Origin of the sequence: Amycolatopsis thermophila (assembly GCF_030814215.1) — a bacterium.
Classification (GTDB): domain Bacteria; phylum Actinomycetota; class Actinomycetes; order Mycobacteriales; family Pseudonocardiaceae; genus Amycolatopsis_E; species Amycolatopsis_E thermophila.
Genome location: NZ_JAUSUT010000001.1, coordinates 5507807 through 5521511 on the forward strand (window position 1 = coordinate 5507807; position 13705 = coordinate 5521511).

Sequence of the window (13705 nt, forward strand, 5' to 3'; positions counted from 1 at the left end):
TGCTGCCATGGACCAGGAGCCGATCAGTGCGCTCGCCGCGCTGGACGATCCGCTGCGGCAAGGCATGTACAGCCACATCCGGCAGGCCAGGCATCCGGTCAGCCGCGACGAGGCCGCCGAGGCGGTCGGGATCTCCCGCAAGCTGGCCGCGTTCCACCTGGACAAGCTGGTCGCGGCCGGGCTGCTGCGAACCCGCTACGAGTTCGTCGGCGGCATCCGCAAGGTCGGGCGCGCCCCCAAGGTGTACGAGCCCTCCGACCTGGAAGTACAGGTGAGCATCCCGCCCCGCCAGCATGATGTCCTCGCCGAAATCCTGCTCGCCGCCGTCCTCGACGAAGGCGACGGCGAAACCGCGCGCGACGCTGCGCTGCGCGCCGCCCACCGCCACGGCGAGACGCTCGGCGCCACGGAACGCGGCCAGGTCCGGCCCGGACGGTTGGGCACCGAGCGGGCGCTGACCCTCACCTCGGCCATCGTCGAACGCCACGGCTTCGAACCGGACCGGGAGACCCCGACCTGCCTGCGGCTGCGCAACTGCCCTTTCCACCCGCTCGCCGCGAAGGCGCCCGAGCTGGTGTGCGGCATCAACCAGGCCTTCCTCAGTGGCCTGCTCGACGGACTCCAGGCAGCCACCGTCGAAGCCGTACTCGACCCTCGCGCCGGCGAATGCTGCGTGGAACTCCGCCGCGCATCCGACGACGATCGCACCGACGCCCCATCGACGTAGCCTTCACCGGGCGTCGAAACACTCTGCGAGCCCGCTGCCGCACCCACGCGGGCCGAATCGGGAACACCAGGACATCTGAACACTGCGCGGTTCTGGTGAACATCTTCCGGGTCGCACAGTGTCGGCATGCTGACATTCGCGCTGCCGGAACCGGCCCAGGCTGGTGGGGTTGCGTGTCGGCACCCTGATCACGAACCTTGACCGAGGAGCGGCTGGTGGCGGAGCAGAAGCGGGATCGGGATGAGGTGTTCATCGAGTACACCAAGAGCATCTGCCCGGTGTGCAAGGTCGTTATCGACGCGCAGGTCAACATCCGCCAGGACCGGGTCTACCTGCGCAAACGCTGCAAGGAGCACGGCGAGTTCGAGGCGCTGGTCTATGGCGACGCCCAGGCGTACCTGTCTTCGACGCGGTTCAACAAGCCGGGCACGATCCCGCTGACCTTCCAGACCGAGGTCAAGGACGGCTGCCCGTCGGACTGCGGGCTGTGCCCCGAGCACAAGCAGCATGCCTGCCTCGGGATCATCGAAGTGAACACGAACTGCAACCTGGACTGCCCGATCTGCTTCGCCGACTCCGGGCACCAGCCCGACGGCTACTCGATCAGCCTGGAGCAGTGCGAGCGGATGCTGGACGTGTTCGTCGAATCCGAGGGCGAAGCCGAAGTGGTGATGTTCTCCGGCGGTGAACCCACCATCCACAAGCACATCCTCGACTTCATCGACCTCGCCCAGGCCAAGCCGATCCGCAACGTCAACCTCAACACCAACGGCATCCGGCTCGCTACCGACAAGCGCTTCGCCGCGGCGCTGGGCGAACGCAACGGCCGCGGCGGCAAGTCGATCAACATCTACCTCCAGTTCGACGGCTTCGACGAGCGCACCCACCGGGAGATCCGCGGCAAGGACCTGCGCGAGCGCAAGGCGCAGGCGCTGGACAACTGCGCCGAGGCCGGGCTCACCGTCACCCTCGTGGCCGCCGTCGAGCGCGGGCTCAACGAGCACGAGCTCGGTGACATCATCGAGTTCGGGCTGGCGCACCCGGCGGTGCGGTCGGTGTCGTTCCAGCCGGTCACCCACTCCGGCCGGCACGTGGAGTTCGATCCGCTGACCCGGCTCACCAACGCGTGCGTCATCGAGCTGATCGCCGCGCAACGCCCGGACTGGTTCGGCAAGGATGATTTCTTCCCGGTGCCGTGCTGCTTCCCGACCTGCCGCTCGATCACCTACCTGCTCACCGGAGGAACGCCGGGGCAACCGGACTTCGGGATCGTGCCGATCCCGCGGCTGCTGCAGGTGGAGGACTACCTGGACTACGTGTCCAACCGCGTCGTGCCCGACTACGCGATCCGGGAGGCGCTGGAGAAGCTGTGGAGCGCCTCGGCGTTCATGGGGACCGCGACCACCGAGGGCAAGCTGCGCGCGGCCGCCGAGGCACTGGACTGCGCCGACGCCTGCGGGGTGAACCTGCCCGAGGCGCTGGCCAACCTCACCGACCGGGCGTTCATGATCGTGGTACAGGACTTCCAAGACCCGTACACCCTCAACGTCAAACAGCTGATGAAGTGCTGCGTCGAGGAGATCACCCCGGACGGGCGGCTGATCCCGTTCTGCGCCTACAACTCCGTCGGCTACCGCGAGCAGGTGCGTGAGCGGATGTCCGGGGTGAAGATCGCCGACGTCGTCCCGAACTCGGCCGAGCTGCAGCCGTTGCTGGTCGACTCGCCGTATGGTTCCAAGATCGCGGCGGGCAATGGAAACGGGCACCGGCCGATCGCGCCGGACACCACCAATGTGGGCCGGCGGGCGGTGCGCGAGTGAACACGCCCGCGGAGATCAAGGCCTGCTGCGCCGCCTCCTACGGCAACGACGCCGTGGCCCTGGTGCTGGGGGAGTCCTACCACCCCGGCGGGCCGGCGCTGACCCGGCTGCTGGCCGAGCGGCTGCGGTTGCGCAGCGGGCGGCGGGTCGCCGACATCGCCGCCGGGCCCGGTGCGACCGCGCGGCTGCTCGCTGCCGAGTTCGACGTCTCCGTCGACGGTGTCGACCTTGGACAGGCCACAGTGGAACGCGCGGCGACGTTGACCGGCGAGGCCGGGCTCGCGGCGAAGGTGCGGTTCCACCTCGGTGACGCCGAACGAATCCCGCTGCCGGACAATGCTTTCGACGCGGTGGTGTGCGAGTGCGCGTTCTGCATGTTCCCGGACAAGGCCGTCGCCGCGGCCGAGTTCGCGCGGATCCTGCGGCCCGGCGGGCGGGTTGGCATCACCGACGTCACCGTTGCCGGGGGTGGGCTGCAGGAGGAGCTACGGACGTTGGCGGCGTGGGTTGCCTGCGTCGCCGACGCCCGGCCCCTGGTGGAATATGCGGCGGTCCTGGAACGGGCCGGGCTGCGTGTCGTGCACACCCAGCCCCACGACACCGCGATCGCGCGGGTGATCGACGAGATCGACGCCCGGCTGCGGGTGCTGCGGATGACCGCGTCCGCCCGGTTGGCCGAGGCCGGGGTGGACACCGACGCGGTACTACGGTACGCGGCGCTGGCCCGGCAGGCCGTCGCTGACGGGCTCATCGGGTACGCGCTGCTCGTCGCCGAGAAGCCTGCTTCGGACAGAGTGTTCGCCGGCTGAGTGGCCTGCTCGGCACATCCTCCCGGGTGGTCCGCCTCCTGGTGGGTGCCGTCGCCGCAGACGCCGTCACCGTGTCCGTCCCTTCTTGCGGGGACCGAGCAGCGAGAGGACCACACCCGCGACGGCGCCGAGCGCGACGCTGAGAAACGCCTCGGTCATCGGCGGGATGCCGACCAGAACAGGCCCGGCCAGCGCGTCGCGCGCGGACAGCAGCACAGTGACCGCGACAGCGATCAGTGCACCGCCGAGGGCTGAGCGGGCTGCCGCGATGATCGGCAGCGGCCGTCCGGCTCGCAGTCGCCGGGCGACCGGCCAGGCCGCGGCGACCACGGCCGGGGCCAGGTGATAGTTGGTCGTCGAGTTGGCCGTGGCGAGGGCGAACCACCCCGCAGCGGCCAAAAGTGCGACGCCCAGGCCCGCGTACCAGGGGCCTGCCGCGCGCGCAGTCAGGCCCTCGACGTCGAGTCCGTCAAGGACGTCGGGTGCCTGTTTCCGGACGGCGTCGAGGACGGCGCCGGCGCGGGGATTGACCATCGCGGTGTCGCCGACCACCACGGTGGGCACGGTCTCGTTGCCGCCCGCCACCGCTCGCACCCGCGCCGCGGCGTCGGCGTCCTCCCAGATGTTGACCTTGTTGACGGGTAGCCCGATCCGGTCCAGGTCGCCGAGCAGGCGCGAGCAGTACGGGCAACCGGGCCGCCAGTACACGGTGGCGCCCGGGTCGTTCCCGGTCAAGATGTGCGACCGAACAGGCGGGCCCAGAGGCCACCGCCGGGGCGGGGTTCGGGTTCGCCCTCGATCCGCACGTCCGGGTAGAACGCGACGTGGTTCTTGATCCGCCGGGCCAGCGGGCTGGGATGCGGATAGTACCACGCCACGTCCAGCTCGCCGCCGCGGTCGGAGGTGAGGTTGTAGTAGCTCGCGAGGCCCTTCCACGGGCAGAGCGTCTTGGTTCGGCTCTTGGCGAAGTACTCGGTGTGCACCGACTCCGGCGGGAAGTAGTGGTTTCCTTCGACGCGGACCGTGCGTGGCGCTTCGGCCAGCACGATCCCGTTCCACACGGCACGCAACACGCCTCCATACCACCACCCCACGGGGGAGCGGGCAGCTGGATTGTCAGCAGGCCGACAGGACGGGAAGTGTGTCACTTCGCTGACACTCGATGACCATTGGACGGGCGTTAGCGGTGGGACGCTGTCACGCTGGACAGCATGGCTCCCTCACACCTGTCGAAGCTGCCGGCCGCGGCGATGGAGCAGACGATGCGGCTGCTGGGCACCGGCCCGGCGGCGGACATGGCGATCCGGCAGGCCGCGTGGGTGGCCCGGTGCGTCGGGCGGGGCGAGGCTGCCCCGCTGGGGCCGGCCGATGTGGACGCGCTCGCCGCGACTCTGCGCACCCAGACCTACGAGCGTGGCTCGGTGCTCTTTCGCGGCGGTGCTGCCGCGGACGGGGTGTGGATCGTGCAGCGCGGCCGGGTCGAGCTGTCGGTGGGTGCCGGCCGGCGCCGGGCCGTGGTTTACGTGCTGCAGCCGGGAGACGTGGACGGTGACATCCAGCACCTGCTCGACATGCCGCTGACCTACACCGCCCGCGCCCTGGACGAGGTGACTGCCCTGGCGCTGGGTGCGGCGTCGTTCGAGAAGCTGCTGGCCGAACATCCCTTGATCGCCCGGCGGTGGCTGTCCAGCGTCGCGCAGCGGCTGGCGACCAGCCAGGGCCGCATCATCGGGCTGCTGGGCCGGTCCTTGACCGAGCAGGTGGCCCGGCTGCTGCTGGACGAAGCGGTCGACGGGGAGGTTCCGCTGCCGCAGCGCACCCTCGCCGCGATGCTCGGCGTGCAGCGCCCCTCGCTGAACAAGATCCTCAAAGAGTTCGAGCGCCAAGGCCTGATCGAGGTGCGCTACGCCGCCATCGGCCTGCGCGACCCGGCCAAGCTGCTCACCACCGCCGGATAGGAGACGAAACCGCGATGTCCACCGAAGTCGCTGAGCGGCTCGTCGGCGGCGTATGCCCCTACTGCGGGTGCATCCCGAACACGATGACGATCCGCGACGCCAGCAGCCTCGCCGAGGCGACCAGGTTGCCGTGGACCGCTTCACCGGCAAAGGCGGCCGGCGACGCATCACCGGCCCACGCGCCGTGCTGACCGGCGACCCGCGCGATCGTGCTCGAGACCGGCACCGACCCGGCCATCCCGTCGATTCCCGGCCTGGAGGTGACGAGGTGGCGGTCGACGTGGCCGGCGAGGTCTGCCGGCACACCGGCAGGCAGATGTGCCCGCGGTGTTCGTGGACGCGGCCCCGCGATGCGGCGCTGCTGGTGTTGCGCGGCCGGACCGCGCGCACGGCGTTACCGGTGGCGATCGTGGTCGGCACGGTGCTGTCGCTGGTGAACCAGGGCTCGACGATCCTCGCCGGTACGGCAACGACGAGCACGTGGGTTCGGGTGGCGGTGAACTACGCGGTGCCGTTCACCGTCGCCAGCGTGGGCTACCTCGCCGGACGCCGGACCGCTGCGGACACCACGCCTTGGCAGGGCTACCTGGTCGGCTACCACGACGCCCGGCCCGGCATCACCGAGCTCATCCTGGGGCAGGCCACGGATCGGCGGGCGGAACGGCCCTACTCGTGGCTGCTGGAACGGCTGCCCGGCCGGCATGCGGTGATCCTTGACCTCGCCTGCGGTTCGGCACCAACCCGTGAGCTGGTTCCGGACGCGCGGTGGCTCGGCGTCGACTTCTCCGCCGGGGAGCTGGCGCTCGCCGTGGCCGCCGGTCGCGGCCCGGTGGTCCGCGGCCGCGCCGAGCAACTGCCGATCGGCGACAACAGCGTCGGGGCCGTGTGTGCGGCGATGTGCCTGCCGGTGCTGACGCCGCTGGATGAGGTGCTGGCCGAGGTGAAACGGGTGTTGCGGCCCGGCGGGACGCTGGTGGCGCTGGTGCCGTCCCGGATGTGGTTCGGGCGTGGGCTGCTCGGGTGGTGGCGGGTGCTGCGGGCGCTGGGCGTCCGCTCCCAGCCGTGGCCCAACCCCGGCGCTCGTGACGGGCTGCCGAAGATCCTGCGCGCGCACGGGTTCGTCGTCGAAGCCGGCGAGCGCCGCGTGTTCCGGCGCGAGATCGGCGATCCGCGCGCGGCGGCTCTGGTCGTCGACGGACTGTACCTGCCCGGCATCCCGCCCGATCGGGTCGAGGCCGCGCGCGCCGCGCTGGCGTCCTGGGCGCGGCCGGGGCGCCGGCTGCCGTTCCCGCTGCGCCGCGTCGTCGCCCACCTGCCCGTCGCGGGTTGAGAGGACAACCAGTTGTCGCACCTGCCGTCGTCGCCGTCCGCCGATGCCGTCTTCCGGGCCTTTCCGACCCCGTGGGACCGTTGGTCGACTATCACGAGGCGCTGCTCGGCCCGGCGCCCGGCCGACGGCGGGTACGCGGGCCTCAAGACGCTTCTCGGCGACGCCCGGTGACGACCGAGCCGGACAGCCGCGCGGCCACCAATGCGCTCTTGGCCGGGTTGCGGCAGGGACGCTGGCAGCCGCGAGCCTGGACGAGCTTCCTGCTGGATGCCACCCGGCGCTCGATCCGCCAGGCCCGGCTGCGGCCGCGCGCGCTCGGTGAGATCACGGTGCTTCACCTCGTCTTCGCCGCGGCCGGTCGCCGGAGGCGTCCCGTGTGGACGGTGGTGAGCTGGGCACTGGCGGTCAGCCACCTGGGCATGCTGGAAGACCGCCGCTCCCTCGGGGTGGCCGATGTCGTCACGTTGACCCGCGCCAACCTGCCCGCGATCAGCGTCGGGTGGGCCGTGCCTGTCGTCGCGCCGGCCAGTGATCTGGCCGACGGCCGCCTCGCCCACGGGCTCAGTACCCCGTCGCGGTTCGGGGCTGCCGCGGACTCGCTGGCCGACGCGGCCTTCTGGGCCTGGTTCGCGCTGCGGCACGAACCCAGCCGCCGGATATGGACCGCCGCGCTGGTGGCCTGGGTGGCTCCGGTCATCGCGGTCACCACAGTCGGCCTCGGACGTGGCCGGATGGTGGACGCACCGCACCCGGCGGTCGTCCGGCCGGCCGCCGCGATGCAGGCCGTACTCGCGGTCCGCGCCGTCCTCCGCTGGACACGGCACTACCGCAGCAGCAGGTAGACCCCGGCAGCGACCAGCGCGGCGACGAACGGAGTCACCGTCCACGCGACGACGAAGTCGCGGAGCGTGCGCGTGTTGAGCCGAGCCGGTTCGGTGCCCGAGGCCCCGGCGATCGCGCCGGTGGACACGTGTGTGGTGGACATCGGCAGTCCCGCGGAGCCGCCGAGGCCGACCAGAACCGCGGTGACGAGGTTCGCGCGAAGCCCCTCTGCGTGACGCAGCGACACGACACCTTCACCGAGCCGGCGGGCCACGGGAATCCCGACGATCACGGCACTGCCGCACATCGCCGCCGCCACGAGGTAGGTGACCCCAGCGAGGGACATCCCCGCCGGCGCCAGGGCGAACGCACCGATCGCGACCAGCTTCGGCGTGTCGTTGAGCCCCCGAGCCGCGCTGACCGCTCCGGCCGACAGCCAGTGCAGGCCCGTGAGAATCGCCGGCGGCACCTTGGCCACCGGGACGAACGGGACCGCGCCGTAGAGGCGCGCCGCGTCCGCGGGCCGGCTCCGGGCGCCGGCCGTCCGGGAGACCACGGCAAGGCCCGCCGAGATCGCGAACGCCGCAGCCGCGCTGGCCAGGAGCGGAATCGCCACCTTGGTCAGCAGGGCTGACCACCGCACCTGATCCGAGCCCAGCAGCAGGCCGGCGCCGATCAGCGCGCCGACGATCGCGTGCGTCGTGGATACCGGCAACCGCAACAGGGTCGCCGCGACCACCCAGACGCTCACCCCGGCCAGGACCGCGAAAGCGAACTCCGGTGTCGGTGCCGCCGCGACGATGCCCGACGAGAACAACCTGAGCATGCTGGTCCCGAGTCCTACCGCCGCGAGGGAACCGATCAGCGTTGTCAGAGCTCCCCAAGCAACCGCCGTCCGATAGCGCGTCACACCGGAACCAGCCAGCGTGGCCACTCCCTTGGACACGTCGTTGGCGCCGTTGGCACCGGCCAGCAGGAGTACGCCCACCAGGATCGCAACGGTCACTGGTCCTCCTCATGCCCCGGGAACCGGTCCGGGCATTCCAGCGTCATGCCCGCGATCGGGGAAGGAGTTGTGTCGTCGCGCTGACACTGTCCGGCCGGACGTCGCTCGTGCGATGTTCTTCCAGCAAGCTCCCGCCATCGGCGCGGTGATCCCGCTGCGGATCCCCGAAGCTGGCCGCGACCGGGCTGGCACCGCCGGTGCGGAGTTGTTCGCGCTACCGGCCAGGCGAACGATGGCGTTTCCAGGATCTGCTGCTGTATGTCGGTGCACCTGCGGCGGGTCCGCTCATCGTCGTGGCCGTTCCCGCGGTGGCGATGCGAAGGCGGCGGCTGGTCCCGCGGATCGGCCCGGTGCCGCGCTCGCTGGGGATCGGCGGGATCTTCCCGGCCGTGGGTGTCGGCGAGTAGCAGACCACGCCGTCCCCGGCGCACTTCGTGTTCGGGACCCTCCTGGGCCTGCCGGTGCACCGGTCCGGCTCCCGTTCACCCAGTGCGGCCGACGCTGCCGATGGCATGGACGAGCAGGCTCGGTCGGCCCCCGAGGGAGTTGACGAACAGACCGGTGACCGAGGCGGCCATCGCCACCATGGCCCACACCGGGTGCACCAGTCCGGTCGCGGACAGGGGGATGCCGAGGCCGTTGAAGGTGAACGCCAGCGCGATGTTCTGCTTGACCCTGCGGTAGGAGCGGCGGCTGATCTCGCGTGCGGTGAGCACGAGCGTGAGATCGTCGCGGACGAGGATGATGTCGGCGGACTCGGTGACGATGTCCGTGCCACTGCCGATGGCCACGCCGACGTCGGCGCGCATCAGCGCGGGCGCGTCGTTGATACCGTCCCCGACCATCGCAACGGTGTGCCCTGCCGCCTGGAGCCAGCCGACCAGCGCGGCCTTGGCTTCGGGCAGCGCCTGCGGGTGCACCTCGCCGATACCCGCCTGACCGGCGATGTGCCGGGCGGCGCGACGGTTGTCACCGGTGACCAGTAGCGGGATCACGCCCGCATCCCGAAGCTCGGTTACGACCTGGGCCGCTTCGGTACGGAGGGCGTCGGCCAGTGCGATCACGCCCAGGGGGCGGTGGTCGCGGACGACCGCGACGACGGTGTGCCCGGCGTTTTCCAGGCGTGCGATGGTGTCCGCCACCGGGGTGAGGTCGAAGCCGTGGCCGGTGAGGAACACGGGCCGTCCCACCAGCACGCGGTGCTCGCCCACCGTGGCGGTGACCCCGAATCCCGTGGAGGCCTGGAAATCCGCCACGGCGGGAACCCCCAGTCTCCGGTCCGTGGCCGCGTCGCGGATGGCGCGCGCGAGGGGATGTTCGGAGTGGGTTTCGGCCGCGGCCGAAACCGCGATCAGGTCCTCGACCGACACACCGTCCACCGTGCACAGCTCGCTGACCACCGGGCGGAAGGTCTGGAACGCCTCGCCGGTGCGCATGATGATGCCGGCGTCGGCGGCCTCGCCGGCGCCGCGGACGATGGCCAGTGGGGCGGCGATCCCGACCGCGCAGGGATAGCCCATCACGAGAACGGTCAGCGCGGCGAAGACCGCCCGCTGCACGTTCACCTCGCCGGTGATCGCGGCGGACCCGGCCAGCCAGCCCATCAGGGACAGCGTCGAGATGCTCAGGACAGTGGGGGTGTAGACGCGCAGGATCCGGTCGACCAGGTGAAGGATCCCGGGTTTGAGGGCGCGCGCGTCCTCGACGTGGCGGACCACCTGGGCCAGGAAGCTCTCCGAGGCCCTCGCCGTGGCCTGGACGAGCAGGCTGCCGGTCCCGTTGAGCGACCCGGACACCACCGCGTCGCCGCGTCCCTTTTCCTGTGGCACGGGCTCGCCGGTGACCACGGACATGTCCACCGTGGAGAATCCCTCGGTGACCCGCCCGTCGACCGGAATCCGTTCCCCAGACCGGATCCGGACCATGTCGCCCACGACGACCTGCTCGACCGGCACCTCGGCCTCGGTGCCGTCACGCACGACGCGGGCCAGGTCGGGTTGCAGGTCCAGCAGTTTCTTGACCGCCTGGCTGGAGCGGGTCTTCACCAGCAGCGACAGCCATTCGGAGAAGATGTGGTAGGCGGCCACGAGCACGGACACGGCGAAGAACGCCGCCGTCGGGTAACCGGGAAACGCCCCGGTCAACCCGATGACCCCGCCGGCCGGCCCGGCGAACGCCCCGATCTCCAGCAGCACGTGCTGGTTGAGAATCCCGCGCCGCAGCGCCTGGTAGGCCATCCGCAGGATGTGGTGCGCCACCCCGGCCACCACGATCACGGCCATCGCCCCGGCCAGCCAGGCGATCAGGGGCTCACGCACTACCCCGGCCGTGCGGAGCACCAGCAGAGCCACCCCAGGAGCCGCGATTCCCGCCGGGCCCGCCACCGCCGTGCCGGGCCCGGCGGGACGCAGGATCGCGACGGCGACCGGCACCATCACCACGACCACCGACAGCGGGACCAGCACCGACCACACGCCGGCCACCGTGGTGATCAACCCGATCGCCGCGAGCGCGGCGGTGATCGCGCCCAGCAGCCGGAGCCCTTCGCGGACCAGCGCCGCTTCTTCCTCCTCGAACGGGCGGAGCTTGCGCGGGTCGTACAGCAGGTAGCCGATATCGCGCAGCGTGGCCAGAATCCGCTCCGGCGCGATCACCGCGGGCTCGTAGTCGACCAAGACCTGTTCGTGCGTCAGGCTGACCGCCACCTGGCCGACCCCGTCGAGCCGGCCCAGCGCTTTGTCGATCGTGCCGGTGCACAGCGAGCAGTGCAGCCCCGCGATCCGAGCCCGGATGCGGGCATGCCCCGGCTCGGCCGACGCTTCACTCGCCCACGCCTCGGCGGGCGCCTGCGTGCCCGTGCTCATCCGGTCATCTCCTGTTCACTGACCCGGAAGCCGGCGGCCTCGATCCGCCGAACCAGGACGGTGCGCTCGGCGGCGGCCGGGTCGGCACGGACTTCGACGCGTCCCTTCCACCCGCATCACCCGCTGCAGGCTGTCTCACCGAGCCCGGTGCAGGCGCAGTAAGGCACCGGTGAGGCGGCGCATGACCGGTGCTCGCAGCGCCTCGCTCGACTCGATCACGGCCGCGTTCCAGACGCCGTCCGTCCACGCCGGGTAGGGGTGGATCACCGAGGCGAGATCCCGTAGCCGTCCGCCGCGGGCGAGCAGACCGGTGAGTTCGGCGATCATCTCCCCGGCACGGGGTGCGACGATCGTGGCGCCGAGCACCCGGCCCTTGGCGTCGAGCACGACGTGGGTGAAGCCGTCGGTGTCGTCTTCGACGATCGCGCGGTCGACGTTCTCGTGCCGGAGCACCCGGACCCGGACCGCGTCGCCGTGACGCCGGCGTGCTCGGTCTTCGGTGAGGCCGACGTGGGCGATCTCGGGGTCGGTGAACGTTACCCACGGAATCTTGTCGTGGTCGATGCGGCGCACCGGGGCGAGCAGCGCGTTGGTCGCGGCCATGCTGCCGTGCACCCCGGCGACGTGGGTGAACGCCGGTGCCCCGGTGACGTCGCCGGCCGCGTAGATGCGGTGATTGCTGGTTCGCAGCTTGGCGTCCACGGCCACGTGACCGCGTTCGTCCAGGTGGACCCCAGCCTGCTCAAGGCCGAGCCCGTCGGTCCGCGGGCGGCGGCGGGTCGCGACGAGGACCCGGTCGACGTCGATCGTCTGGGTGCGGTCGCCTCCGGTGAGCTCCAGCTGGGTGCCGTCGGCCTGCCGGGCGGCTTTGGTGACGGTGGTCGAGGTCAGCACCCGGATGCCGTCCGCGGACAGGGTCGCCGACAGCGCGATCGCGGCCCGGGGTTCCTCACGGGGCACGAGACGTTCGGCGGCCTCGATGATGGTCACCTCGGCGCCGAGGCGGGCGAAGGCCTGCCCGAGCTCGCAGCCGACCGGGCCGCCGCCCAGCACGGCCAGCCGCGCGGGCAGCCGGGTCAGGTCCCACACGCTGTCGCTGGTCAGCGGGTCCACCTCGGTCAGGCCGGGCACCGGCGGGAGCGCCGGGGTGGAGCCGGTGGCGATCAGTGCGTGCCGGAACCGCAGCGGCCGGCCCTCGACGCGGACCTCGTCCGGCCCGGTGAACACCGCCGTGCCGGAGATGACCCGGGCACCGGCACCGGACAGCGACGCGGGCGAGTCGACCGGCTCGATCCGCTCGATCGCATGGCGGACCTGCGCCATCACGGCCGCGAAGTCGACCCGGGGCTCGACCGGGGTGATCCCGAACCGTCCCGCCCTGCGCATCCGGTGGGCGGTGTGAGCGGCCGCAATCAGCGACTTGCTCGGCACGCACCCGGTCCACAGGCAGTCACCGCCCGTGCGGTCACGTTCGACGAGCACGACCCGCGCGCCGAGCCCGCCCGCGGTCTTGGCGGCGATGATGCCCGCGGTTCCGCCGCCGACGATGACCAGGTCGGCCACGTCGCTGCCTCGCGTCACGCTGTTGCCCTCCTTGCGAACCCCGGACTCATCGTCAAGCACACCAGACCCAGCCGCGCGGCGAGCGGGGTTTGTCAGCCGTCAGACACTGCGATTGGCCCGATCGACACCGGCGAGTCATCCTGGAACGAGCGGTTCAGGTTGGAGGCGCAGGATGCCGGATGTCAAGCATTTCGACCCCTCGGCGGTGATCGGCGCCGTGATGCAGCTGCTGTGGCAGCGCGGCTGGGCCGACACCGGGATCGCCGACATCGTGGACACCACCGGCATCAGCCGGTCCAGCCTGTACGCGACGTTCGGCAGCAAGCAGGACCTGTGCCTGGCCGCGTTGCGCCGCTACCTGGCCGAGCACGCCGAGCCCGCGTTCACCGCGCTGGAGACCGGCGGGCGAGGCTTGCCGACGATCGCGGAGTTCTTCGGCGGGCTGATCACCGCCCGCTGCACTGGGCCGCGGGCCCGCTGGGGCTGTCTGGCCACCAACCTCCAGACCGGCGGGCAGGCGCCCTTCCGGGACGCGCTCGCCGAACACCACCAGCGGGTGCGGGACGCGCTGCGGACCGCGCTGGACTCGGCCGATCGCCTCGGCCAGCTCCGCCCGGACCTCGACCTCGACGCCACTGCCGAACACCTCGTGCTGCTGGCCCAAGGCGTCAACGTGCGCTCGCGGGCGGGCGCCGACGCCTCGACCCTGCGCAGCGCGGTCGCCGCGGCCCTGAACGCGCTGGGGCGTCCCGGCGATACCACCGACACCTGGCCACGCTGACCCACGACAAGGATCCGACAACACG

General features: G+C 71.6%; 13 protein-coding genes. 7 read left to right on the plus strand and 6 right to left on the minus strand.

All coding sequences use genetic code 11. The features are described from left to right. The first annotated feature begins 7 nt into the window (after positions 1 to 7). The 3 genes from FB470_RS26995 (at position 8) to FB470_RS27005 (ending at position 3356) form a co-directional block, all read left to right on the plus strand. On the plus strand, positions 8 to 727 hold the full coding sequence (locus FB470_RS26995; RefSeq protein WP_306996073.1) for a helix-turn-helix transcriptional regulator: 720 nt from the start codon (positions 8 to 10) through the stop codon (positions 725 to 727). A 215-nt stretch (positions 728 to 942) separates the two neighbouring features. Next, on the plus strand, positions 943 to 2547 hold the full coding sequence (locus FB470_RS27000; protein ID WP_306996075.1) for a radical SAM protein: 1605 nt from the start codon (positions 943 to 945) through the stop codon (positions 2545 to 2547). Continuing rightward, positions 2544 to 3356, plus strand: a complete 813-nt coding sequence (locus tag FB470_RS27005) for a class I SAM-dependent methyltransferase (protein ID WP_306996077.1) — start codon at positions 2544 to 2546, stop codon at positions 3354 to 3356. Before FB470_RS27000 ends, FB470_RS27005 begins: the two co-directional genes overlap by 4 nt. Before the next feature lie 66 nt (positions 3357 to 3422). Here FB470_RS27005 and FB470_RS27010 read toward each other — a convergent pair whose 3' ends face one another. Next, complete coding sequence (locus tag FB470_RS27010) at positions 3423 to 4091, minus strand: glutaredoxin domain-containing protein (RefSeq protein WP_306996079.1); 669 nt, start codon at positions 4089 to 4091, stop codon at positions 3423 to 3425. Further along, a complete protein-coding gene (locus FB470_RS27015) occupies positions 4088 to 4429 on the minus strand; it encodes a DUF427 domain-containing protein (RefSeq protein WP_306996081.1) in 342 nt (113 codons plus the stop codon). Before FB470_RS27015 ends, FB470_RS27010 begins: the two co-directional genes overlap by 4 nt. A 138-nt stretch (positions 4430 to 4567) precedes the next feature. Between FB470_RS27015 and FB470_RS27020 the strand changes: the two genes are divergently transcribed. Next, positions 4568 to 5314 (plus strand): Crp/Fnr family transcriptional regulator, encoded by a 747-nt coding sequence (locus FB470_RS27020; protein WP_306996082.1) that lies wholly within the window; start codon positions 4568 to 4570, stop codon positions 5312 to 5314. A gap of 58 nt (positions 5315 to 5372) precedes the next feature. On the opposite strand, the gene FB470_RS27025 is transcribed toward FB470_RS27020, so the two are convergent. Further along, entirely contained in the window at positions 5373 to 5552 is a 180-nt protein-coding gene (locus tag FB470_RS27025; protein WP_306996084.1) for a hypothetical protein, read from the minus strand. A 30-nt stretch (positions 5553 to 5582) separates the two neighbouring features. Here FB470_RS27025 and nrtS point away from each other — a divergent pair, with 30 nt between their 5' ends. Together nrtS and FB470_RS27035 are read left to right on the plus strand one after the other, a co-directional pair. After that, positions 5583 to 6644 carry a nitrate/nitrite transporter NrtS gene (nrtS, locus tag FB470_RS27030; protein WP_306996085.1) on the plus strand — a complete coding sequence of 354 codons (1062 nt, stop codon included), beginning with the start codon at positions 5583 to 5585 and terminating at the stop codon, positions 6642 to 6644. 167 nt (positions 6645 to 6811) lie between these two features. Further along, a complete protein-coding gene (locus FB470_RS27035) occupies positions 6812 to 7486 on the plus strand; it encodes a CDP-alcohol phosphatidyltransferase family protein (protein ID WP_306996086.1) in 675 nt (224 codons plus the stop codon). Here FB470_RS27035 and FB470_RS27040 read toward each other — a convergent pair. The 3 genes from FB470_RS27040 to FB470_RS27050 form a co-directional block, all read right to left on the minus strand. Further along, entirely contained in the window at positions 7468 to 8472 is a 1005-nt protein-coding gene (locus FB470_RS27040; protein WP_306996088.1) for an inorganic phosphate transporter, read from the minus strand. The genes FB470_RS27035 and FB470_RS27040 overlap by 19 nt on opposite strands. A 482-nt stretch (positions 8473 to 8954) precedes the next feature. Continuing rightward, positions 8955 to 11336 (minus strand): heavy metal translocating P-type ATPase, encoded by a 2382-nt coding sequence (locus FB470_RS27045; RefSeq protein ID WP_306996090.1) that lies wholly within the window; start codon positions 11334 to 11336, stop codon positions 8955 to 8957. 135 nt (positions 11337 to 11471) lie between these two features. Continuing rightward, positions 11472 to 12917, minus strand: a complete 1446-nt coding sequence (locus FB470_RS27050; protein ID WP_306996092.1) for a dihydrolipoyl dehydrogenase family protein — start codon at positions 12915 to 12917, stop codon at positions 11472 to 11474. A 154-nt stretch (positions 12918 to 13071) separates the two neighbouring features. On the opposite strand from FB470_RS27050, the gene FB470_RS27055 reads away from it, so the two are divergent. Further along, positions 13072 to 13680 (plus strand): TetR/AcrR family transcriptional regulator, encoded by a 609-nt coding sequence (locus FB470_RS27055; protein WP_306996094.1) that lies wholly within the window; start codon positions 13072 to 13074, stop codon positions 13678 to 13680. Positions 13681 to 13705 lie beyond the last annotated feature (25 nt).